The organism is Microbacterium sp. cx-59 (genome assembly GCF_020805625.1).
GTDB lineage: Bacteria > Actinomycetota > Actinomycetes > Actinomycetales > Microbacteriaceae > Microbacterium.
Genome location: NZ_JAJHGO010000010.1, coordinates 24,460 through 46,376 on the forward strand (window position 1 = coordinate 24,460; position 21,917 = coordinate 46,376).

Consider the following 21,917-nt stretch of genomic DNA (forward strand, 5'->3'; position numbering starts at 1 on the left):
CGAAGAGCGGCTGTGGATAACATCCGACGCCGTACCCGCTCCTGGACGACCATGGACGCCATGACAGCTCAGGACCCGCCGCGGCAGCGACCGCGTGCCCTGTGGGCCGACGCCCGATTCGTGATCGGAGCGGCCCTCGTGATCGCCTCGATCGTCGGAGTGTGGCTCGTGGTCGCCGCCGCCCGCCAGACCACCCCGGTGTTCGCCGCCGCCCGGACCATCACCCCGGGGGAGGCCATCACGGCGGGTGATCTCCGAGTCGTCGACGTGGCTCTGGGCTCGCTCGAGGAGATCTATCTCGCGCCGACGCAGCTGACGCTCGACACGGTTGCCACCCGCACCATCCACGCCGGAGAACTCGTTCCGGCCGAAGCGCTCGGCGCGGCGGACGTCGCGGCGACGACAACGGTGGTGGTGCGCAGCGCGACGGAGGTGCCGGCATCCGTCGCGACCGGCGCGGTCGTCGAAGTGTGGTCCGCGCCGTTCGACGCGGAGGGGGTCCGTGAAGAACCTCGCATCCTCGTCGCGGATGCGACCGTGACGGAGGTCACCCGGGACGACTCGATGATGGGCGGCGGTGCGGCATCCGTCGAACTCGTCATCCCGCGCGAGGACGTCGCGGACGTGCTGGCGGCCATCTCCGGCGAGGCGTCGCTCTCGGTCGTGCCGAGTGTCGGAGGGGCCCCGTGACCCGCGTCGTCCTGGTCCTCGAGGAGGCCCTCGCCGCGGCGATCGCCCCCGAACTGGCGGCCGAGGGCGTTGCCGAGATCGCCCGTGTCGCACCCGAGCACGTGGCCGCGACGATCTCCTGCGCAGCGGCACCGGATGCGGCCGCTGCGGCAGCCTTCGACGGCGCGACCGCTGTCGTGCTGCCGGCGATCGCCGGCATCCTCACCTCGGATGCCGTGGCTTTCGCGGATCGCCAGGGCATCCGACTCGTTCCGGTCGGCGACGACAGTGCTGCCGCGCGTCTCGCCGCGGCGTTCGGGTTGGCGGCGCCCGTGCCGAGCGTGTGGAGCCCTCGCGACATCGCGCGTGCGGTGCTGGCCGCTCAGCCCCCGGCGCCCGAGCTCGCTCCGGCGCCCGCACCGCGGACGATCGTCGTGTGGGGGCCGCACGGGTCGCCGGGGCGGACGACGCTCGCGATCGCTCTGGCCACCGAACTCGCGCGCGGCGGGCGGCACGTCGCGCTCGTCGACGCCGACTCGCACGCACCGGCTGTCGCCATGACGCTGGGGCTTCCGGATGAGGGACCCGGCTTTCCGGTCGCGTGTCGTCAGGCCGAGCGCGGCACGCTCGACGACGTCGAACTCCATCGCATCAGCGTGCCGCTGGGCGGAGTGGACGTCGACGTGTTCGCCGGGATCAACCGGCCCTCGCGCTGGCCGGAGCTCAGCGCCGTGCGCGTCTCGCGAGCCTTGGCGGCGTGCGCCGGATGGGCCGATCACACGGTCGTCGACGTGGCCGCGAGTCTGGAGCAGGACGAGGAGATCGTCAGCGACATCGTCGACGGACCGAGGCGGAACGCGGCGACTCTCGCCGCGGTCGCGTCCGCTGACCACATCGTGGCCGTGCTCTCGGCCGATCCGGTCGGCGTCGCGCGTTTCCTCCGCGCGTATCCCGATCTGCGAGCGCTCGCCGGCACGACGCCCGTGTCGGTCGTCGTGAACCGGCTCCGTGGGGGCACGGTGGGGGTGGACGCGCGGGGGCAGATCCGGCGCACGCTCGACCGTTACGCCGACATCCGCGACCTCTGGTTCGTGCCCGAAGATCGGCGGGGGATGGATGCGGCCATGCTCGCCGCGCGCCCGGTCGCCGAGGTCGCACCGCGCTCGACTCTCGTCGCCGCGGTCCGGCGCATGGTGGGTGCCGAGCTCGTGCCGCCCGCACCGGCATCCGCCGATCTCTCCCGACGTGCGCGGCGGCGTTCGGCGCCCCGTCGGGCGCCGCGAGGGGCGCTGGTCGACGTCTAGGCTGGACGCGTGTCGACCCTCAGTGAACTCGTCTACGCGCACGGCTTCTCGGACCCCGCTGATGTGGAGTGGCTGCACCGCCTCGCCGGCGACGGCCAGTTGCTCGCCGATCTCGCGTCCGCCGACATCGTCGTGTGGGTGCCGACGGAGGACGAGTCGTTCGTCGCCGTCGCGCACGCGCGTCCGAGCGGCGCGGCGACCCTCTTCTACCGAGATATCGTCGGCGACCGGGTGCGCCCGCAGTGGCGGGCGCAGGTGCGGGACGCCTTCGTCTCGGGGCGCATCGTGGATTCCGCGTCGCCCGACTGGTTCGAGGAGACGCCGACCCGGGTGCGCGCCGTGCCCATCATGCGTGCCCGATCCGACAAGGCCGTGAACGTCATCGCCGTGCTGACGCGGCACACGAACCTGGGGGAGGCGCGCACACCGTCGCGTCAGCAGATCACGTTCAACGACTGCGCCGACGACCTCTTCGGCATGATCGCCTCGGGAGAGTTCCCCGACCTCGCCGCCCCGACCGCCCCCCGTCGGGGAGCGCCGCGCGCGTCGGACGGCCTCATCCGCATCGACGTCAACGGTCTGGCGACCTTCGCGAGCCCGAACGCGCTGTCGGCGTTCAACCGGATGGGGTTCGATGACGAACTCGAGGGCGAACCGCTGATCGAGGTCATCACGCAGATCCTCCCGGCGAAGCGCCAGTTCGACGAGTCCCTGCCGGTGGTCGTCGCCGGTCGGGCCCCCTGGCGCACCGACATCGAGGCGCGCGGCGTCACCGTCTCGCTTCGCGCCATTCCGCTCCGCGACCACGGCACCCGGGTCGGTGCCATCGTCCTCTGCCGCGACGTGTCGGAACTGCGCCACCAGGAGCAGGAACTCATCACCAAGGACGCCACCATCCGGGAGATCCACCACCGGGTGAAGAACAACCTCCAGACCGTGGCGTCACTGCTCCGCATCCAGGCGCGTCGCACGCACTCCGACGAGGCGCGTGACGCGCTCACCCATGCCACCCGGCGCGTCTCGGCGATCGCCGTCGTGCACGACACGCTCTCCGAAGGTCTCATGCAGAGCGTGGACTTCGACGACGTCTTCTCGCGCGTGCTGAAGCTCGTCGCGGAGGTCGCCGCCGCTCCCAACACCCGCGCGATGACCCGCAAAACGGGCTCGTTCGGGCCGCTGCCGAGCGAGTACGCGACTCCGCTCGCGCTCGCACTGACCGAGCTCGTCACCAACGCCGTCGAGCACGGACTGGCCGGCCAGGAGGGCGAGGTCGAGATCGCCGCCGAACGCAGCGACGAGACGCTGTCGGTCAAGGTGCGCGACACCGGAGTCGGCCTGCCCGAGGGTCAGGTCGGACGCGGCCTCGGTACCCAGATCGTCCGCACCCTCATTCAGGGTGAGCTGGGAGGAACGATCGACTGGCACACCGTGATGGGCAGCGGAACCGAGGTCACGATCGAGATCCCGCTCCGCTACATCGGGCGCGCTCAGGTGTAACGCAGAAGCGGATGCGGGCACCCCGCATCCGCTTCTCGCGTGAGGTCAGGAAGCGCGGCGGGCGCGCGCGGCGCGGCGCTTGAGGGCGCGGCGCTCGTCTTCGGAGAGGCCGCCCCAGACTCCCGAGTCCTGCCCGGTTTCGAGGGCGTACTGGAGACACACTTCGGTGACGGTGCAGCGAGCGCAGACAGCCTTGGCCTTCTCGATCTGGTCCACAGCGGGTCCGGTGTTGCCGACCGGGAAAAAGAGTTCCGGGTCGACGGTAAGGCAGGCCGATTTGTCGCGCCAGTCCATGCGTGTTGCTCCTCAGACTTGGGAAGGAAGATTCGTGCGGTAACAGGGGGAACTCGGGTCCGGTACCCTGTGTGGTGTGCGAGCAGAATGCTCGCCCCACGCCGCTGTGGGAGCACACGACGTGAACAATCGTCGCACAGGGGTTGACCCTTTTCAAGGGTTTACCCCCTGTTTTGTTGGCATTCACACAGCGGAAGCTCGTCGTGTTGACGTCCCCAACAACAGTGCGACCGGGAGAACCATGCGTTACGACCTGCTCAGTACCCTCACCGGAGGCCTTCTCATCGTGGAGGGCGCCGCGATCGCCGTGCTCGCGATCGCCCAGGGCGGCGCCATCATCGGGGGAGACACCAGCGCCCTCGAATCCGCGATCGCGCTCCTGGTCCTGACCGTGATCGGGGCCGCCGCCGTCGTCGCGTTCGGGGTGGCCACCATCCGCGGGCGCTCCTGGGGGCGCTCCGGCGGAATCGTCACCCAACTCCTCATCCTCGCGGTCGCCGGCGGCGCCGCCACGGGAGTGTTCGCGCACCCGCTCCTCGGGCTCCAGCTCGCCATTCCCGCGATCATCACGCTGGTGCTGCTGTTCGCCGCCGTCCGTCGGGCCGGACGCGACGCGCGCGCCGAACGCCCCTGACCGCCACCGCGCGGGGGCGCCGTCCCGGCGCGCGACTCAGTCGATCGACAGCATCCGGCGCAGACGCGCGACGTGACCGGTCGCCTTCACGTTGTACTGCGCGTGCACGATCCGGCCCTCGGGATCGATCACGAACGTGGAACGCCGGACGCCCTCGATGCGCTTGCCGTAGTTCATCTTCTCGCCCCACGCACCGTACGCATCGTGCACGGCGTGGTCCTCGTCCGCGAGGAGCGAGAACGTGAGACCGTCGCGCTCGCGGAACTCGCGCAGCTTCGCCGGAGTATCGCGGGAGACCCCCAGAACCGTGTACCCCGCCGCCTCGAGCGAGGAGAGGCTGTCGCGGAAATCGCACGCCTGCGTCGTGCAGCCCGGCGTCATCGCCGCGGGATAGAAGTAGACGATGACCTGCCTGCCACGCAGATCGTGCAGCGACACGGTCTGACCGTCCTGGTCGGCGAGCGTGAAGTCGGGGGCGATGTCTCCGGGATGCAGCGTCGTCATATGTCCAGGGTACGGGGCGCTCGCTCTGTGCTGTGCTGTGCTGTGCTGTGCTGCGCTGCGCGTCGCGTCCGTTCCGGGCGCATGCCCCCGACCGCCTGCGGCGGTCTCCCGCCAGTCCCGATGCCCGCGCCCGGAACGGACGCGTCGCATCCGCTTCGCCCGCGTGCGACAGCCGCTTGCCCCCGACCGCCTGCGGCGGTCTCCCGCCAGTCCCGATGCCAGCGCCCGGAACGGATGCGTCGCGTCCGCGGGCGGGTGGGAGCGAGTCAGCGGGCGAACGTCGTGAGCAGGCGCTGCAACGAATCGAGACGGGCCGGAGCGCTCGGGCCCAGCCGACCCTCTGCGACGGCCTCGATGATCGCGCAATCCGGGGCGTCGGGCAGATGCGTGCACCCGCGCGGGCAGTCGGCTGCCGCCTCGGCCAGATCCGTGAACGCGCCGAGCACGTTCGCCGGGTCGACATGACCGAGTCCGAACGACCGCACGCCCGGGGTGTCGATCACCCATCCCGCCCCCGCCGGGCCGCGGTAGCGGTACGAGATCGTCGAACTCGACGTGTGCCGTCCGCGCCCGGTGACGTCGTTGACGTGCCCCGTCGCGCGCATCGCGCTGGGCACGAGGGCATTCACCAGCGTCGACTTGCCCACACCGGAGTGCCCGACGAACACGGTCGAATGCCCGACGAGCGCCGCGCCGATCCGATCGACCGGCATCTCCGTCTGAGCGCTCGTGAAGACCTCGAGATCGAGCCCCGCGAAATGACCGAGGAACTCGGACGGATCGGCGAGGTCGGTCTTCGTGACGACGAGAAGCGGGCGGATGCGCGCATCCAACGCCGCGATCAGGTAGCGGTCGACCAGCCGCGCGCGCGGCTCGGGATCCGCAGCCGCGACGACCACCAGCATCTGGTCGGCGTTCGCGACGATGACCCGCTCCACCTGGTCGGTATCGTCGGCGCTGCGCCGCAGGAGCGTCGCCCGCGGCTCGATCCCCACCATCCGCGACAGCGTGCCCTCATCGCCCGACGTGTCTCCGACGACGCGCACCCGGTCTCCGGTGACGATCGGCTGCTTGCGGAGCTCCCGCGCGCGGGTCGCGGTGTTCGCCCGCTCATCGGCTTCGTCTTCGTCGATGAGCACCGCGTACCGGCCGCGGTCGACCCCGAGAACGCGCGCGATCCGGGCATCCGCGTGCGCCGGTCGACGCTTCGTCCGCGGGCGGTTCGCCTTCGGGTTCGGTCGCGCCCGGAAGTCGGACTCGTCGAGTTCTTGCTCGTCGTCCTCGTCGTCGTCGCTCAGCCAGCTCACCCGGCGGCGTCCTCGCCGGCGAGCATCCGCCGCCAGAGCTCGGGGAACTCCGGCATCGTCTTCGCCGTCGTCCCGATGTCATCGACGTGCACGTCGGCCACCCGGAGACCGAGCAGTGCACCGGTCGTCGCGAGTCGGTGGTCGTGGTGCGCACGCCACAGCCCGCCGTGCATCGTCCGGGGGATCACCCGGATGCCGTCCGGCAGTTCCTCCGCCTCGCCGCCGATCGCGCGCAGGTTGCTCACGAGCGCCGCGATGCGGTCGGTCTCATGCCCCCGGATGTGGCCGATGCCGGTGAAGGTCGAGGGGGCATCGGCCAACGCAGCGAGCCCGACGAGCGTCGGGGTGAGCTCTCCGACGGCCGACAGATCGAGATCGACGCCGTGGATCCGGTCACCCGCGGTGACGGTCAGCGCGCCGTGGCGGCGCACGCACCGCGCGCCGAAGGCGGCGAGAAGCTCGGGCAGCTGCGCGCCGGGCTGCGTCGACGTGCCCGGCCAGCCGAGCACGGAGACCTGGCCGCCCGTCACCAGCGCGGCCGCGAGGAACGGTGACGCGTTCGAAAGGTCGGGTTCGATCGCGACATCCTTCGCGCGGATCGGTCCTGGCGGCACGATCCACTGTCCGGGCGCGGGTCGCTCGACATGCACCCCGCGGTGCGCGAGCGACTCGACGGTCATGTCGATGTGCGGAACGCTCGGCAGGCGCTCGCCGCGGTGGATCAGCTGCATCCCGACATCGAACCGCGCAGCCGACAGCAGCAGCCCGGAGACGAACTGGCTCGACGCGCTCGCATCGATCGTGACCTCGCCACCGCGCACGTGACCGCGCCCGCGCACGGTGAAGGGCAGAGACCAGCTTCCGCCGTCGTCGATATCGACCCCCACTTCGCGCAGGGCTCGGATCATCTCGCCCATCGGGCGGTGCAGGGCGCTCTCGTGCGCCGTGATCGTCACGTCGCCGGTCGCGAATCCGGCGGCGGGCGTGACGAAGCGCATGACCGTGCCGGCCTGGCCGCAATCCACCGTTCCGCCGCCCGGGATGTGCGCGGGGGGCGTGACCCGGAGGTCGTCGCCGAAAGCGCTCGTTCCCTCCACCGGATCGACCGAGACACCGAGTCCGCGGAGCGCTTCGATCATCCGCCGCGAGTCATCCGAGTGCAGCGGGGCGTGCAGCGTGCTCGGTCCGTCGGCGAGGGACGCGAGCACCAACTCGCGGTTCGTGAGGGACTTCGAGCCGGGCACGGCGACCGCCGCTTCGACGGGCGCAGCGGCGACCGGTGCCGCCCAGTGGCCGGCATCATTCGATTCGGGGGAATAGCCTTTCGCGCTCATCGGTTCCACCCTACTGAACGGCTTGCAGACCGCGTGGGCCTGAGCCGAGAAGGGGGACCGGATGACGAGCGTGCTCGAGCGCCCCCGGAGCGCTATCGCCCCGGCCGTAGACTGGCTGGCGATGGATGACCAGGCACCCCCGGATCCGCGCGCGCAGTTCGAAGAACAGGCGTTGCCCTTCATGGACCAGCTTTACGCCGCGGGCATGCGCATGACGCGCAATCCCGCGGATGCGGCCGACCTCGTGCAGGAGACCTTCGTGAAGGCCTACGCGTCGTGGGCGACCTTCACGCAGGGCACGAACCTCAAAGCGTGGCTCTACCGCATCCTCACGAACACGTACATCAACACGTACCGCAAGAAGCAGCGCGAGCCCTACCAGAGCGCCATCGACGACCTCGAGGACTGGCAGCTGGGCGGGGCCGAATCGACCACCGCGACCAGCTCGCGGTCGGCCGAGGCGGAAGCCATCGACCACATGCCGGCGTCCGTCGTGAAGGACGCGCTGCAGTCGATCCCCGAGGACTTCCGGCTGGCGGTGTACCTCGCAGACGTCGAGGGATTCGCCTACCAGGAGATCGCGGACATCATGAAGACACCCATCGGCACGGTCATGAGCCGTCTGCATCGCGGCAGACGGATGCTGCGTGACCTGCTGGCCGATTACGCGAAGGAACGGGGCATCACCCCGTCATCATCCAGGAGTGGGAAATGACCGATTGCGGCTGCGACCAAGCGCGACGCGACCTCGAAGAGTATCTGCGCAACGAGGTCTGCCACACCCAGCACACCGACATCACGGAGCACCTCGAGCACTGCGCCTCCTGCCGCGATGAAGCGCTCGTGGCGAGAACCCTCACCGAGGTCGTTGCGCGGGCATGCCGGGAGACCGCTCCCGAAGAACTGCGCGACACCGTACTCACGCGCCTGCGCGACGTGCAGGCGACCCACCACTGATCCGCATCCCCTCTCTCGCGATCCTCAGCTGACTCATCGGCTATTGCTCGGTGCGGCGTCCCGGTCGGTGCCCGTCATCGATAAGGTGACGTCGGCGCACTGAGCACACGGGAGGGCATGTGTCGACTGTCGATTCGTCGGGTGCGACCGGATGGCGCGCGACGCTCCGGATCATTCGGAGCTACCTGACCCGGCATCCGTCCGCGGTCATCATCGCCGGCGCGGTGCTCGTGTCGGCCGTCGTGACCGGTTCTCTCTGGGGCGAGGACGCCACATCCTGGGGCACGGGTCCCACGGCGCTGGCCAGTGGGAACTGGTGGACGCCCATCACGGCGCTGATCGTCCCGGACTCCACCATCGAGACCGTGCTGGCGGTCGTTCTGCTCCTCACCGTCTTCGTCTACGCGGAAACCCTGCTCGGTCACCTGCGGGTCGCCGTGCTCTTCGTGGCGACGGGTCTGGTCAGCGTCGCCGTCGCCACCGGCGTGCACGCGGCGCTCTGGAGCATCGTCGATCTGCGGCCGTGGGAGACGACCGACCCCGTGCTCGACCCGTCCATCGGCATCTTCGGGGCGACGATGGCCGCATCCGCGTTCGCCTCGGCGCTGTGGCGACGAAGATTGAGAACCGTCGGCTTCGCGGTGCTGGTGATGTTCGCCTTCTACGCGGGCGACGCCGACTCCTGGTATCGGCTCGTCGCAGGGCTCGTCGGATTCGTCGTCGGCGTTCTCATGGCGGGTCGGCCCCGGTTGGAATGGCACCGCTCGTCCACGCGTGAAATCCGCTCGCTGATGGCCGCCCTCGTCGCCGTCACCGGCCTCGGTCCCGTCGCAGCCGTGATCGCGGGCGGCGGACGCGGCCCGTTCTCCCTCGTCGCCTCGTCGTTCGTGGAGTACGACCAGCACCTCGTCGACCGGTGCGTGGCCGTGTACTCCCGCGGGTGCGATCATCAATTCGCGCTCCTCGTCACCCGCGGTGCGGGCCCCGTGATCCTCGCGCTCGTGCCGCTCGCGCTCCTGATCGTCGCGGCGATCGGGATCCGACGCGGACGCCGCGCCGGGGCGCTGCTGGCGGTCGTCGTGCAGGTTCTGCTGGCCGCGGTCGCGATCTACTCCTGGGCCGGCGGAGAGCTGTCGATCGATTCCTGGGCCGACGGTACCGGGCTCGAGTACGTCCTGTGGGCCGCGGCATCCATCGGCGTGCCACTCGTGACCGCCGGCACCATCCTCCTGCTGCGGCGCCGCTTCTCGGTGCGGGCCACTCCCGCCGCCGCGCGCACTTTCGTCGTGACCGCCGTTCTGGCGTTCGTCCTCTGCGTCACGGTGTTCATGGGGAGCGAGTGGCTCCTGCGACGCTCGTTCGACGTGGCGCCATCCGTGCTCGACCTGCTCACCGAGGCGCTCCGCCGCTTCATCCCGCCCGCGTTCCTGCAGGGCGTCGGGCAACCTCCGTACCCGCGGCAGGGTCCGGCGCTGTGGGTGTACCAATGGGTCGGGGTCGTGTTCTGGGCGATCATCATCGTGGCGCTGCTCCGCCTCTCGCGGAGCGTGCGCGGTTCCGTGAACGACGACGGACGCCTCTACCGCGACCTGCTGCGCCGGGGCGGCGGCACGCTCGGCTTCCTCGGAACCTGGCGGGGCACGAGCTACTGGTACAGCCCGGATCGGTCATCCGCCGTCGCGTTCCGGCTCGTCGGTGATGTCGCCCTCGCGCTCGGCGACCCGCTGACGCCTCCCGGCGGCGAGGACCGCGCCATCCGCGGATTCATCGATCACTGCACGGATGCGGGCTGGGTTCCGGTGTTCTACAGCATCCACGATGCGCAACTTCCCGTGTTCGATCGGATCGGTTGGCAGTACGTCTCGGTGGGGGAGGAGACCGTCATGGTGGTCTCCGAAGTCACCCTGACCGGCAAGCAGTGGCAGAAGGTACGTCAGCCGATGACCCGGGCGGAGCGCGAGGGCATCACGGCGGTGTGGACCCGTTGGGCCGACCTCACCGCCTCCCAGCGCGCGCAGGTGCGCGAGATCGACGAGCAGTGGGTGGCCGACAAGGCCCTGCCGGAGATGGGATTCACCCTCGGTTCGCTCGATGAGGTGACCGACCCGGACGTGGCGCTGCTGTTGGCCGTGGATGCGGAGGAACGCGTGCAGGTCGTCACGAGCTGGATGCCGTCGTGGCGCGATGGCGCGCTGACCGGATGGACGCTCGACTTCATGCGACGCCGCGCGGACGGACCCAACGGCCTCATGGAGTTCGTCATCGCACGCGCGGCCCAGCGCGCCGCGGCGGACGGCATCGAGGAGGTGAGCCTGTCGGGTGCCCCCATGGCCGTGAAGCCCGACGCCGAGGTCTCCGGCGACCCGACGACGCTCCGCGGGGTCTTGAGCTGGCTGGCGGAAACGCTCGAACCCGCCTACGGCTTCGCCTCGCTGTTCCGGTTCAAGCGGAAGTTCCACCCGCACTACCGCACGATCTGGCTCGCCTACGGGGATCCGGTCGACCTGCCGAAGATCGGCATCGCCATCGGGCGCGCTTATCTTCCCGACGCGACGCCGGCCGACGTGCTGACGCTGCTCCGTTCCGCCCGAGGAGGCGACCGATGACCCGGTGGATGCTGAGCCTCGAGCTGATCGACAGCCCGCTCGTGTGGGTGTTCGCCGCCCTCACCGTCGTCGTCGCGCTCGTCATCGTCGCGGCGCGTCCGCGGCGCGTGCGCCGGCTCCTCATCACGTTCGCGGCGGCGACGGTCGCCGCCTACGCCGCAGCCCATGTGCTGGCGGGGTGGGGGATCTTCGACGGCGCGCTGCCCGTGCATGCCGCCCTGTGGGCGGCGGCGGGCACCGGATTCATCGTGATCGGGTTCTTCGCGCTCTTCCTCCGGCCCTGGTGGCGCCGTGCGCTCGGCATCCTCCTGGTGATTCTGGCCGCCACCACGGCCGGTCTCGGCGTCAACGCGTCGTACGGGCTCACCCACAATCTGGCCGCCATCCTCGGAGTGCAAGCCCTCGACAGCGCCCCGCTGCCGAATGCGGGCGCCGCGTCGACGGACCCATCGACGCTGTACGAGACGTGGACACCGCCGGCCGGAATGCCCGCGCAGGGCCGGGTGAGCGCACTGTCCGGCGACCAGCGGATCCCATCCACCGGCTTCTCGGCACGGGATGCGGCCGTGTATCTTCCGCCCGCGGCGCTCGTGGCCGACCCGCCCCAGCTGCCGCTGATCGTCTTCATGATGGGCCAACCCGGCTCTCCCGACCCGACGGCGCTCGCCGCGGCCCTCGACGCCTTTGCGGCCGCGCACAACGGTCTCGCCCCCATCGCGATCGTGGCCGACCAGCTCGGCTCCGTGAACGCCGACCCGGCGTGCGCCGACTCCAAGACCTACGGAACCGTGTCGACCTACATCAACCAGGATGTGCTCGACTACGCGACCCGGACGCTGAACATCGTGGACGACCCGGCGTACCGGGTCATCGGCGGCTACTCCAACGGTGGGTCCTGCGCTTTCACGTACGGGGCGCAGCATCCGGAACTGTGGGGAAACGTCATGGACATCTCGGGGAACGAGTACCCCGGATCCGAACACATCGACCAGACCATCGCCGACGCGTTCGGCGGCGACAGCGCGGCGTTCACGGCGGCGAAGCCGGCGGCGCAGCTCGCCGCGCACCCCGGTGCGTACGACGGTCACGTGGCGGTCTTCACCCACGGCGACCAGGACGCCACCTTCGGCCCGGGGCAGGTGAGCAACGCGGCGCTGGCGCAGCAAGCGGGATTCACGGTCTACGCCGAGACCATCGCCGGGGAGGGGCACGTCGGTGCGGCGCTCTCCAAGGGGCTCACCTCGGCGATCGACGCGCTCGGCCCCCGGCTCGGGCTCGCCGCCCCGACCGGCTGAGACGGAAACGACGATGCCCCGGAGGCCGCAGCATCCGGGGCATCGTCATTCCGCGGTGATCAGAGGGTCAGCGCCTTCGCGAGCAGTTTCGCCTGCTCGATCTGGTGGACCTTCGCCGACCCGGCCGCCGGGGAGGCGGATGCAGCACGCGAGAGCACGCGCATCGAGGGGCGGTGGAGGTGCGGCACGACCTCGAGCGCGATGAAGGGCCATGCGCCCTGGTTCTCGGGCTCTTCCTGGACCCACACCAGTTCGGCGTTCGGGTAGCTGTCGATGATCGCGTTCAACTCGTCGATCGGAGCGGGGTAGTACTGCTCCACCCGAACGAGCGCGATCTCCGGCTTCGGGTTCTTCTCGAGGTCGGCGCGGAGGTCCCAGTGCACCTTGCCCGCGTGCAGCAGAACCCGCGTGACCGCGTTCTTGTCGAGTCCGCGATTGTCATCGAGCACCGGTTCGAAGCGGCCCTGCGTGAAGTCCTCGACCGGGCTCGTCGCGTCCCGCAGCCGCAGCATCGCCTTGGGTGTGAAGACGACGAGGGGCTTCCGGGGCTTCGAATACGCCTGCCGACGCAGCAGGTGGAAGTACGACGCGGGCGTCGACGGACGCGCGACGACCATGTTGTCTTGCGCGCACATCTGCAGGAAGCGCTCGATGCGCGCGGACGAGTGGTCGGGACCGGCGCCCTCGTAGCCGTGCGGCAGGAGGAGCACGACCGACGACTGCTGGCCCCACTTCTGATCGGCCGACGTCAGGTAGGTGTCGATCACGGTCTGCGCGCCGTTGGCGAAGTCACCGAACTGGGCCTCCCACAGCACGAGCGCGTCGGGCCGTTCGACCGAGTAGCCGTACTCGAAGCCGACGGCCGCATACTCGCTCAGCAGCGAGTCGTACACGAAGAACCGGCCCTGGTTGTCGGCGATGTTCACGAGCGGCAGCCACTCCTGGCCGTTGGCGCGGTCGTGCAGCACGGCGTGACGCTGCACGAATGTGCCGCGACGGGAATCCTGTCCGGCGAGGCGCACCGGCGTGCCCTCGAGAACGAGCGAACCGAACGCGAGCAACTCACCGAACGCCCAGTCGATTCCGCCCGAACGGCTCATCGTGTGGCGCTTGTCGAGCAGCTGCTGCAGCTTGGCGTGCACCGTGAAGCCGTCGGGCTTGTTGATGAACGCGTCGCCGATCAGGTGCACGACCTCCGTCGACACGCCCGTGGATTCGGGCTCTCCGACGGCGGGTTCCGGCTCGACGGTGTCACTCACGACCTGGTGCGTACCGGTCTCGGCGGCGTGCGTCTCCGCGAAAGCCACCTCGAGACGGTCCTGGAAGTCGCGCTTCGCCTGCTCGTATTCCTCTTCGGTGATATCACCGCGACCGACGAGCGCCTCGGTGTACAGGCGGCGCACGGAACGCTTCGCCTCCACGAGGTTCGTCATGAGGGGTTGGGTCATCGACGGGTCGTCGCCCTCGTTGTGACCGCGGCGGCGGTAGCAGACGAGGTCGACCACGATGTCGCGGTGGAACTCCTGGCGGTAACGGAATGCGAGCTCCGCCGCACGAACCACGGCCTCGGGGTCGTCGCCGTTCACGTGCAGGATCGGTGCCTGGATGGTTTTGGCCACATCCGTCGCGTACACCGACGAGCGACCGTCGATCGGCAGGGTGGTGAAGCCCAGCTGGTTGTTGATGACGACGTGGATCGTGCCACCCGTGCGGTACCCGCGCAGCTGCGACATCTGGAGCGTCTCGACGACGATTCCCTGGCCGGCGAACGCGGCGTCGCCGTGGACGAGGATCGGCAGCCACGAGAACGTGCCGATCGGCTTGCGGTCCTGCTTCGCGCGGACGATTCCCTCGAGCACGCCGTCGACGGTCTCCAGGTGCGACGGGTTCGCGGCCAGCACGACCGGCAGCTCCTCGTCACGGTCGGAGATGAAGGTGCCCTCGGTGCCGAGGTGGTACTTCACGTCGCCCGAGCCGCGCTTGTTGCCCGGCAGGCTCGTGCCCTCGAACTCGCGGAACACCTGGCCGTACGTCTTGCCGGCGATGTTCGTCAGCACGTTCAGGCGACCGCGGTGGGCCATTCCGATGGCCGCGCCGTCGAGTCCGGCGGTGGCGGCCCCCTGCAGGATCTCGTCGAGGAGCGGGATGACGGACTCGCCGCCCTCGAGGCTGAAGCGCTTCTGACCGACGTACTTGGTCTGCAGGAAGGTCTCGAACGCCTCGGCCTCGTTCAGCTTCGACAGGATGCGCAGCTGCTCGTCGTGACCGGGCTTCTGGTACTTGACCTCGACGTTGTCCTGGAACCACTTGCGCTGCACCGGATCTTGAATGTGCATGTACTCGATGCCGGTCGTGCGGCAGTACGAGTCGCGGAGGACACCCAGGATGTCGCGGAGCTTCATCAGCCGCTTGCCGCCGAAGCCGCCGACGACGAACTCGCGATCGAGGTCCCAGAACGTCAGGCCGTGGTTCTCGATCTCGAGGTCGGGGTGCGTGCGCTGCATGTACTCGAGCGGGTCGATGTCGGCCATCAGGTGGCCGCGCACGCGGAACGAGTTGATGAGCTCCTGCACGCGCGCGCCCTTGTCGACGCGCTCGGCGAGGTCGACGTTGATGTCGCGCGCCCAGTGGATGGGCGCGTACGGGATGCGGAGGTCGGCGAAGATGTCTTCGTAGAACCCGCGCTGCCCGATCAGCAGCTCGTGCACCTTCTTGAGGAACTCGCCCGAACCGGCGCCCTGGATGACGCGGTGGTCGTAGGTGCTGGTGAGCGTGATCGTCTTGCCGATGCCGAGCTCGGTGAGCGTCTTGTCGCTCGAACCCTGGAACTCGGCGGGGTACTCGAGGGCACCCGCGCCGACGATGCATCCCTGCCCCTTCATCAGACGGGGCACCGAGTGCACCGTTCCGATTCCTCCGGGGTTCGTCAGCGAGAGCGTCGTGCCCTGGAAGTCGGCGGCCGTGAGCTTGTTGGCGCGTGCGCGCTTGACGAGATCCTCGTAGGAGGTGAGAAAGTCGTGGAACGTCAGGGACTCGGCGCGCTTGATGCTGGGCACCATGAGCGAGCGGGTGCCATCGGGCTTGGGCAGGTCGATCGCGATGCCGAGGTTGATGTGCGCGGGCGCCACGACCGACGGCTTGCCCTCGACCTCGGCGTAGAACACGTTCTGGCTCGGGAACTCCTTGAGCGCCTGGATCAGCGCCCAGCCGATCAGGTGCGTGAAGCTCACCTTGCCGCCGCGGGTGCGGGCCATGTGGTTGTTGATGACGATGCGGTTGTCGATCATCAGCTTCGCCGGCACGGTGCGGACGCTGGTCGCGGTCGGGACCGTCAGCGACTGGTCCATGTTCGCCGCGAGGGTCTTGGTCATGCCGCGCAGAGGCGTGACCGTGTCTTCTTCGACGGCGGCCGTCGGGTTCGAGGGCTGCGCGCTCGGCGCCTGCGCGGGAATCGGCTGCCGCGCGGCCGGCTTCGCCGTCGTACGCGCCACAGGCTGAGCCCCGATCACCGGGATCGGCGCCGTGATCGGATGCGGTTCCGTGCCGGTCGGGGCGGGCGCTGCGCTAGGTGTCTGCGGAGCGGCGGCCTCTGCCGTGAGATCCGCCGGGGTGTAGGCCTCGAGAACCGGCCACCATGACTTGTCGACAGAATTCCTGTCGACCTTGAACTGCTCGTAGAGCTCTTCGACGAGCCATTCGTTGGCCCCGAACTCTCCCTCGTTCGATACTCCGACGCCTGTCACCTGGCTCGACACTCTCGATCGCCCGCTTTCGTGAGATTCAGTGGTCGTGCGGGGCCACCGTCGGCCCACACGCACGCTTACCCAGGGTAGCCCAGTCTGGCCGCGCCGAGTCCGGCGACCCGCATCCGTGGTATCACCTCCGCCGCCGGTCCGCGGCCGGGGCGAGAGGTCCGCGGCCGGGGCGAGAGGTCCGCGGCCGGGGCGAGAGGTCTAACGTTGGGATACATGGAGTTCTACGGCGACGACCCCGAACTGGACCTGACCTACTCGGACGTGTTCCTCATTCCGCGGCGATCCGCCGTCACCAGCAGGCTCGACGTCGACCTCTCGCCCGGAGACGGCACGACGGCGCGCATCCCGCTCGTGTCGGCGAACATGAACTCGGTCACCGGCCCGCGACTCGCAGCGACCCTCGCTCGACGCGGCGGACTCGGCGTGCTGCCCCAGGACATGCCCCTGCAGGAGCTCGATGCCGCCATCCGGTGGGTCAAGCGGCAGCCGGTGCGCTGGGACACGCCCCTCGTGCTGCCCCCGCAGACGACCGTCAGCGACGCGTCCCGGATGCTTCCCGCCACCCCCGGGCACGGGATCGTCGTCGCCGACGCTGCCGCGGAGGGGCTCTCGATCGACGACATCGCCGGGGTGGTGCCCGCCTCCCGGCTCGCCACCGCGCTGCCGGATGCGACCCTCGGCGATCTCGTGCGCGGCCGCCCGGTCGCGATCGACGCGGACGACGTCGCGGACGCGCGCGCCGCGTTCGACCTGCTCGTCGCGGCGGATGCGGAAACCGTGTGCGTGCTGCACCACGGGCACCTCGTCGGCACGCTCTCGCAGCGGAGCGCCCTGCGCTCGACGCTGTACCGACCCGCCGTGGACGCGAACGGTCGACTGATCGTGGCCGCCGCCATCGGCATCAACGGCGACGTTGCCAGCAAGGCGCGCGCGCTCGCGGCCGCCGGAGTCGACGTGCTCGTGCTCGACACCGCGCACGGCCACCAGGAGGGGATGCTGCACGCCCTCCGGGCCGTGTCGGCGCTCCAGCTCGGACTCCCCATCGCCGCGGGCAACATCGTGACCGGTGACGGCGTCCGTGATCTCGTCGACGCCGGCGCCTCGATCCTGAAGGTCGGCGTGGGGCCGGGCGCGATGTGCACGACGCGGATGATGACCGCGGTCGGGCGCCCCCAGTTCTCCGCGGTCCTCGAAACAGCCGCGGCGGCGCGCGAGTTCGGCGCGCACGTGTGGGCGGACGGCGGAGTGCGCTACCCCCGCGACGTCGCGCTGGCGCTGGCGGCGGGCGCCGCATCCGTCATGGTCGGCTCGTGGTTCGCCGGCACGATCGAGGCGCCCGGCGAGCTTTTCGCGGATGCCCAGGGTCGGGTCTACAAGGAATCGTGGGGGATGGCGTCCACGAAGGCCGTGCAGGCGCGGTTCGGCCGGCTCGACGCCTACGAGCGCGCCCGGAAGGAGCTGTTCGCCGAGGGGATCTCGTCGTCGAAGATCTACCTCGATCCGCTGCGCCCGGGCCTCGAGGATCTGCTCGACATGATCACCTCCGGCGTGCGCTCGTCGTTCACTTACGCCGGCGCGTCGACGGTCGCCGAGTTCCACGACCGCGCCCTCGTCGGCCTGCAGTCCGCATCCGGTTACGAAGAGGGCAAGGCGCTCCCCGTCAGCTGGTGACCCGCGCGGCGCGGCGCCCCGCGCTGCGCCCGTCCGCCGGTCGCGGTTCGCCCGTGTCGACGCTCCGTTTTCCTGCGATGGCTCCTGTTTCCTGCTGAGGCTGCAGATGTATCTGGCGCCTCAGCAGGAATGAGGCGCCATCGCGGGATAGGCGAACGAGCGAGAGCGGAGCAAGGAAGGACGCGGCTGGAGTCCTACGTTCCTCCCCAGTGAGCCGAGGGGGGTTGTTCTGCACAGACGGGCTATTCACGTGTGTCGCAGACGCCCTATTCAGCGAGGGTCGGCGTATGAATACGCACGGGGCCGCGTCGATCACCATCCATCGCCGTCGGGAACGTGACGGGCTTCCCCTGAACGATCGTCGCCTACAGCGAGCGCTCGCCTCCGGTGAGTTCATCGCGGTAGTGCCCGGTGTTTACGTGATGGCGGCGGAATGGGCGGCCCTCAGCCCTATGCAAAGGCACCGCGTGCGCGGGACGGAGGCCGCGGCGCGGGCCGCGTCACCACTCACCCTGGGGTACTTCGCCGCGGCTGCGCAGTGGGGCATCGACAAACTCGGCGCCTGGCCCGCACGCATCGATACGATCGTGCCGCGCACGTCGGGTGGGCGCTCCAGCGGGGTGTTCCGCCGCCGCACGCGGACTTCGGTGGATGCGGTCGTCACGCCGTGGCAGGGGCACGAGATCACCACCGCTGCCCAGACCGCAATCGACCTTGCGCGAGTGTCTTCGTTCACCGCGGGCGTGATCGCGATGGACCAGGCGCTCTGGGCGAGGCGACCCGGCGGCCCCCTCGCAACGCGTGCCGAGATCGCGGGCATCCTGTCGACGAGGGGCTCCCGCGTGGGTGCCGCTCGGGCGTGGGATGCCTTCGAAGCGGCGACCCATCTCTCGGACTCCGTTCGCGAATCCCAGAGCAGGGTCTTGATCGGTGCGCTCGGATTTCCCGTGCCCGTCCTGCAGCGCGAGTTCGTGCTGCCCGGGGGACGCCGCATCCGCACAGATTTCTTCTTCCCGGATTTCGACCACGCAGGCGAGTTCGACGGCTTGGGGAAGTACCTCGATCCCCAGATGCGTGACGGTCAGACGGCCGAACAGGCGCTCACCGCGGAGAAGGATCGAGGCGACGAGCTTCGGCGGATGGTGCGGGCTCTCTCGCGTTGGCGCACGCCGCAACTCGATGACCCACGGCTGCTCTGGGATGTGTTGACCCTCGATGGTCTGCCATCGCGCCGCCCTCGCCCGCCCGCGGGCCTGATCTTCCGCTGATCACCCGCACGTGGACCCGGCTACCCCTGCAATCCGGTCGCCCACATCTCGTGGCGCCAGTTTCCTGTCTTGGCCACAGAAATATGTAGCGCCGTCGCAGGAAACAGGAGCCGCGGCGGGTACGGAGCGGTAGAGCACCCAGGGTGATGCGGAACGGCGGGGCGGTAGAGCGTGCGGGTGATGCGGAGCGGCGGGACGGATGCGGGGGAGCCCGGGTCCGGAGGGTGCAGTCTTCGGTAAAGTGGTCCGCACGATGGACGACCCTCCCAGTTGCAGACCCTCGCCCCACCGACCCCCCTCCCGCACGGGAGGTGATGCGTGATGGATTACGTCATGTTGGGCGTGGGGCTCCTGCTCACCGTGGGTACGGGCTTGTTCGTTGCGAGCGAGTTCGCCCTCGTCAATCTTGATCGCGCCGACCTCGAGTCGCGGCGCGACGCCGGCGAGACCCGGCTGGCGATGACGATCGGCGCGTTGCGGATGACGTCGACGCACCTCTCGAGCGCGCAGCTCGGCATCACCCTGACCACGCTGCTCACCGGTTACACGATGGAACCGGCGATCTCGAACCTGTTGCGCCCGGTGCTCAGCGGATGGGGGATCGCGGAGGGCATCGTCGTCGGCGTCTCCTCGGTGATCGGCATCACGATCGCGACGGTGTTCTCGATGATCATCGGCGAGCTCGTCCCCAAGAACTTCGCGCTCGCGATCCCGCGGCAGACGGCGATTCTGGTCATGCCCTTCCAAGTCGCGTTCACCACGGTCTTCCGCCCGGCGGTGGCTCTGCTCAACGGCAGCGCGAACGGCATCCTGCGCTCCGTCGGCATCGAGCCGAAAGAAGAACTGTCCGGCGCCCGCACCGCCGAAGAACTCTCGAGCCTCGTCCGCCGTTCCGCGAGCGCGGGCGTGCTCGAGAAGGACACCGCGTCGCTTCTCGACCGCACCCTGACATTCGCTCGACTGAGCGCCGACGACGTGATGACGCCGCGTCCGCGCGTTCACGCCGTCGCCGCATCCGATTCCGCGGATGACGTCATCCAGCTGGCGCGCTCGACGGGACACAGCCGCTTCCCGGTCTACGACGAATCCATGGACGACATCGTCGGCATCGTGCACCTCAAGGCCGCCGTCGCCGTGCCCCGCGATCGGCGCGGAGACGTGCCCGCCGCGGCCCTCGCGAGCGAGGCGCTGCGCGTTCCCGAGACCGTCCACCTCGACGTGCTCGTCGCGGAGCTCCGCGCCCGCGGCTATCAGATGGCCATCGTCGTCGACGAGTACGGCGGCACCGCCGGCGTCGTCACGCTGGAGGACCTGGTCGAGGAGATCGTCGGCGAGGTGCTCGATGAGCACGACCGGCGGCGTGCGGAGATCGTCCGCGGTGCCGATTCGGTGACGTTCTCGGCCGCGCTCCGTCCCGACGAACTGAGCGACCGCGCCGGCGTCCGCGTGCCCGAGGGCGACGTCTACGACACGGTCGGCGGATTCTTGATGAGCGAACTGGAACGGATCCCCCGAGTGGGCGACGAAGTGGAGATCGAGGACGGCACGCTGGCGGTGGCCCGCATGGACGGACGACGTGTCGACCGGGTGAAGTTCACCCCGCGATCGATGCCCGGTGACACACCCGACCACGTCGCACGTGAGGCCCGAGGGGGTGAGTCCCGATGAGCGATTGGGCGGGAATCGTCTGGCTCGTGGTGCTGCTCGTCTTCAACGCCTTCTTCGTCGGCGCCGAGTTCGCGGTCATCTCCGCGCGCCGATCGCAGATCGAACCCCTCGCCGAGAAAGGATCGCGCGCGGCGAAGACGGCGCTGTGGGCGATGGAGCACGCCACGCTCATGCTGGCCACGTGCCAGCTCGGCATCACGATCTGCTCGCTGCTGATCCTGAACGTCTCCGAGCCCGCCATCCACCATCTGCTCGCGGTTCCGCTCGAGCTGACCGGATGGAGCGAGGGGGTCGTCGACATCGTCGCCTTCGCCTTCGCGCTGGTGCTCGTGTCGTACCTGCACGTGGTGTTCGGCGAGATGGTGCCGAAGAACCTCGCGTTCTCAGTGCCGGATCGCGCGGTGCTGATGCTGGCGCCGCCGCTCGTGTGGGTCTCGAAGGTGTTCCGCCCGATCATCGTCTCGCTCAACTGGACCGCGAATCACATCGTGCGCCTGTTCCGGGTGGAGCCGAAGGATGAGGCGGCCTCGACCTTCACGCTCGAGGAGGTCGCGACGATCGTCAACCAGTCGCGGATCGAGGGCGTGCTCGATGATTCCGCGGGCGCCGTTGCGGCCGTCGTGGAGTTCACCGACAAGAAAGCGAAGGATGCGGCCGTGCCGCTCGCCGAGCTCGTCACCCTGCCGCAGCACACCACGGCGGCGGAGATCGAACGCGCCGTCGCCCGCCACGGGTTCTCGCGCTACGTGATCGTGGACGACGCGGGCGTGCCCGTCGGATATGTGCACCTGAAGGACGTGCTGCGGGTGACCGAGGACCCGGCGGACCCGCGCCCGGACCGGGTGATCCCCGCCAAGCGGATCCATCAGATGGTGCCGCTGCAGGAGACGACCGATCTGGAGGACGCGCTGGCGCTCATGCGCCGCGCCGGCCGCCACCTCGCGCAGGTGCGGGACGCCACCGGGCGCACGACCGCGGTGCTCTTCCTCGAGGACATCATCGAGGAGCTGATCGGAGAGGTGCAGGACGCGACCCGCCGCGCCCGCTGAGCAGCATCCGTCTCCCGCCTTTCGACCGCGAGACGGGATCGGGGCGGGGGGGCCACCCGGGGGGGCCCCCCGAAACACGCCCCGCCCGCCAACACGCGCGCCCCC

At 69.7% G+C, this 21,917-nt stretch carries 17 protein-coding genes; 12 read left to right on the forward strand and 5 right to left on the reverse strand.

Translation table 11 applies throughout. The features are described from left to right. Positions 1-60: 60 nt before the first annotated feature. Genes LMI96_RS14880 through LMI96_RS14890 form a run of 3 tightly spaced genes read left to right on the forward strand, consistent with a single transcriptional unit; the run spans position 61 to position 3,470 of the window. Complete coding sequence (locus tag LMI96_RS14880) at positions 61-690, forward strand: SAF domain-containing protein (protein ID WP_228362050.1); 630 nt, start codon at positions 61-63, stop codon at positions 688-690. Continuing rightward, positions 687-1,973, forward strand: coding sequence for a ParA family protein (locus LMI96_RS14885; protein WP_228362051.1), 1,287 nt, complete (start codon positions 687-689; stop codon positions 1,971-1,973). The genes LMI96_RS14880 and LMI96_RS14885 overlap by 4 nt, the downstream gene beginning before the upstream one ends. Positions 1,974-1,982: 9 nt before the next feature. Further along, complete coding sequence (locus LMI96_RS14890) at positions 1,983-3,470, forward strand: sensor histidine kinase (protein WP_223723545.1); 1,488 nt, start codon at positions 1,983-1,985, stop codon at positions 3,468-3,470. 45 nt (positions 3,471-3,515) lie between these two features. Here the strand turns inward: LMI96_RS14890 and LMI96_RS14895 are convergent, their stop codons facing one another. Next, entirely contained in the window at positions 3,516-3,764 is a 249-nt protein-coding gene (locus LMI96_RS14895) for a WhiB family transcriptional regulator (protein ID WP_047542656.1), read from the reverse strand. A gap of 241 nt (positions 3,765-4,005) precedes the next feature. Between LMI96_RS14895 and LMI96_RS14900 the strand changes: the two genes are divergently transcribed. After that, positions 4,006-4,398 carry a histidine kinase gene (locus LMI96_RS14900; RefSeq protein WP_228362052.1) on the forward strand — a complete coding sequence of 131 codons (393 nt, stop codon included), beginning with the start codon at positions 4,006-4,008 and terminating at the stop codon, positions 4,396-4,398. A gap of 36 nt (positions 4,399-4,434) precedes the next feature. Here LMI96_RS14900 and bcp read toward each other — a convergent pair whose 3' ends face one another. The 3 genes from bcp to aroA all read right to left on the reverse strand — a co-directional run bounded on the left by bcp (position 4,435) and on the right by aroA (position 7,543). Then, positions 4,435-4,902, reverse strand: a complete 468-nt coding sequence (bcp, locus tag LMI96_RS14905; RefSeq protein ID WP_228362053.1) for a thioredoxin-dependent thiol peroxidase — start codon at positions 4,900-4,902, stop codon at positions 4,435-4,437. 266 nt (positions 4,903-5,168) lie between these two features. After that, on the reverse strand, positions 5,169-6,209 hold the full coding sequence (gene rsgA, locus LMI96_RS14910; RefSeq protein WP_228362054.1) for a ribosome small subunit-dependent GTPase A: 1,041 nt from the start codon (positions 6,207-6,209) through the stop codon (positions 5,169-5,171). Further along, the gene (aroA, locus tag LMI96_RS14915; protein WP_228362055.1) at positions 6,206-7,543 is read right to left on the reverse strand and encodes a 3-phosphoshikimate 1-carboxyvinyltransferase; all 1,338 of its coding nucleotides are present in this window, start codon (positions 7,541-7,543) and stop codon (positions 6,206-6,208) included. Before aroA ends, rsgA begins: the two co-directional genes overlap by 4 nt. 61 nt (positions 7,544-7,604) lie before the next feature. Here aroA and LMI96_RS14920 point away from each other — a divergent pair, with 61 nt between their 5' ends. From LMI96_RS14920 to LMI96_RS14935, 4 genes are all read left to right on the forward strand, one after another. Further along, positions 7,605-8,258, forward strand: a complete 654-nt coding sequence (locus LMI96_RS14920) for a sigma-70 family RNA polymerase sigma factor (protein WP_374197936.1) — start codon at positions 7,605-7,607, stop codon at positions 8,256-8,258. Further along, positions 8,255-8,500, forward strand: coding sequence for a zf-HC2 domain-containing protein (locus LMI96_RS14925; RefSeq protein WP_223723540.1), 246 nt, complete (start codon positions 8,255-8,257; stop codon positions 8,498-8,500). The genes LMI96_RS14920 and LMI96_RS14925 overlap by 4 nt, the downstream gene beginning before the upstream one ends. A gap of 119 nt (positions 8,501-8,619) precedes the next feature. After that, complete coding sequence (locus LMI96_RS16380) at positions 8,620-11,106, forward strand: bifunctional lysylphosphatidylglycerol flippase/synthetase MprF (RefSeq protein ID WP_228362056.1); 2,487 nt, start codon at positions 8,620-8,622, stop codon at positions 11,104-11,106. Beyond that, entirely contained in the window at positions 11,103-12,401 is a 1,299-nt protein-coding gene (locus LMI96_RS14935) for an alpha/beta hydrolase-fold protein (RefSeq protein ID WP_228362057.1), read from the forward strand. Before LMI96_RS16380 ends, LMI96_RS14935 begins: the two co-directional genes overlap by 4 nt. Before the next feature lie 59 nt (positions 12,402-12,460). Here the strand turns inward: LMI96_RS14935 and LMI96_RS14940 are convergent, their stop codons facing one another. Continuing rightward, positions 12,461-16,156: a multifunctional oxoglutarate decarboxylase/oxoglutarate dehydrogenase thiamine pyrophosphate-binding subunit/dihydrolipoyllysine-residue succinyltransferase subunit gene (locus tag LMI96_RS14940; protein ID WP_228362058.1), complete on the reverse strand. Its 3,696-nt coding sequence runs from the start codon at positions 16,154-16,156 to the stop codon at positions 12,461-12,463. 213 nt (positions 16,157-16,369) lie between these two features. Between LMI96_RS14940 and LMI96_RS14945 the strand changes: the two genes are divergently transcribed. The 4 genes from LMI96_RS14945 (at position 16,370) to LMI96_RS14960 (ending at position 21,812) form a co-directional block, all read left to right on the forward strand. Further along, on the forward strand, positions 16,370-17,827 hold the full coding sequence (locus LMI96_RS14945) for a GuaB1 family IMP dehydrogenase-related protein (protein ID WP_228362059.1): 1,458 nt from the start codon (positions 16,370-16,372) through the stop codon (positions 17,825-17,827). 467 nt (positions 17,828-18,294) lie between these two features. Further along, positions 18,295-19,095 carry a hypothetical protein gene (locus LMI96_RS14950; RefSeq protein ID WP_228362060.1) on the forward strand — a complete coding sequence of 267 codons (801 nt, stop codon included), beginning with the start codon at positions 18,295-18,297 and terminating at the stop codon, positions 19,093-19,095. Between the two features lie 321 nt (positions 19,096-19,416). Next, positions 19,417-20,763 (forward strand): hemolysin family protein, encoded by a 1,347-nt coding sequence (locus LMI96_RS14955; protein WP_223723534.1) that lies wholly within the window; start codon positions 19,417-19,419, stop codon positions 20,761-20,763. Further along, positions 20,760-21,812: a hemolysin family protein gene (locus LMI96_RS14960; protein WP_228362061.1), complete on the forward strand. Its 1,053-nt coding sequence runs from the start codon at positions 20,760-20,762 to the stop codon at positions 21,810-21,812. Before LMI96_RS14955 ends, LMI96_RS14960 begins: the two co-directional genes overlap by 4 nt. Positions 21,813-21,917: the final 105 nt, after the last annotated feature.

Coding starts and splice junctions, on each gene's coding strand:
- LMI96_RS14880 (WP_228362050.1), top strand. CDS start 61: ATGACAGCTCAGGACCCGCCGCGGCAGCGACCGCGTGCCCTGTGGGCC.
- LMI96_RS14895 (WP_047542656.1), bottom strand. CDS start 3,764: ATGGACTGGCGCGACAAATCGGCCTGCCTTACCGTCGACCCGGAACTC.
- LMI96_RS14900 (WP_228362052.1), top strand. CDS start 4,006: ATGCGTTACGACCTGCTCAGTACCCTCACCGGAGGCCTTCTCATCGTG.
- bcp (WP_228362053.1), bottom strand. CDS start 4,902: ATGACGACGCTGCATCCCGGAGACATCGCCCCCGACTTCACGCTCGCC.
- aroA (WP_228362055.1), bottom strand. CDS start 7,543: ATGAGCGCGAAAGGCTATTCCCCCGAATCGAATGATGCCGGCCACTGG.
- LMI96_RS14920 (WP_374197936.1), top strand. CDS start 7,605: ATGACGAGCGTGCTCGAGCGCCCCCGGAGCGCTATCGCCCCGGCCGTA.
- LMI96_RS14925 (WP_223723540.1), top strand. CDS start 8,255: ATGACCGATTGCGGCTGCGACCAAGCGCGACGCGACCTCGAAGAGTAT.
- LMI96_RS14935 (WP_228362057.1), top strand. CDS start 11,103: ATGACCCGGTGGATGCTGAGCCTCGAGCTGATCGACAGCCCGCTCGTG.
- LMI96_RS14945 (WP_228362059.1), top strand. CDS start 16,370: ATGGAGTTCTACGGCGACGACCCCGAACTGGACCTGACCTACTCGGAC.
- LMI96_RS14955 (WP_223723534.1), top strand. CDS start 19,417: ATGGATTACGTCATGTTGGGCGTGGGGCTCCTGCTCACCGTGGGTACG.
- LMI96_RS14960 (WP_228362061.1), top strand. CDS start 20,760: ATGAGCGATTGGGCGGGAATCGTCTGGCTCGTGGTGCTGCTCGTCTTC.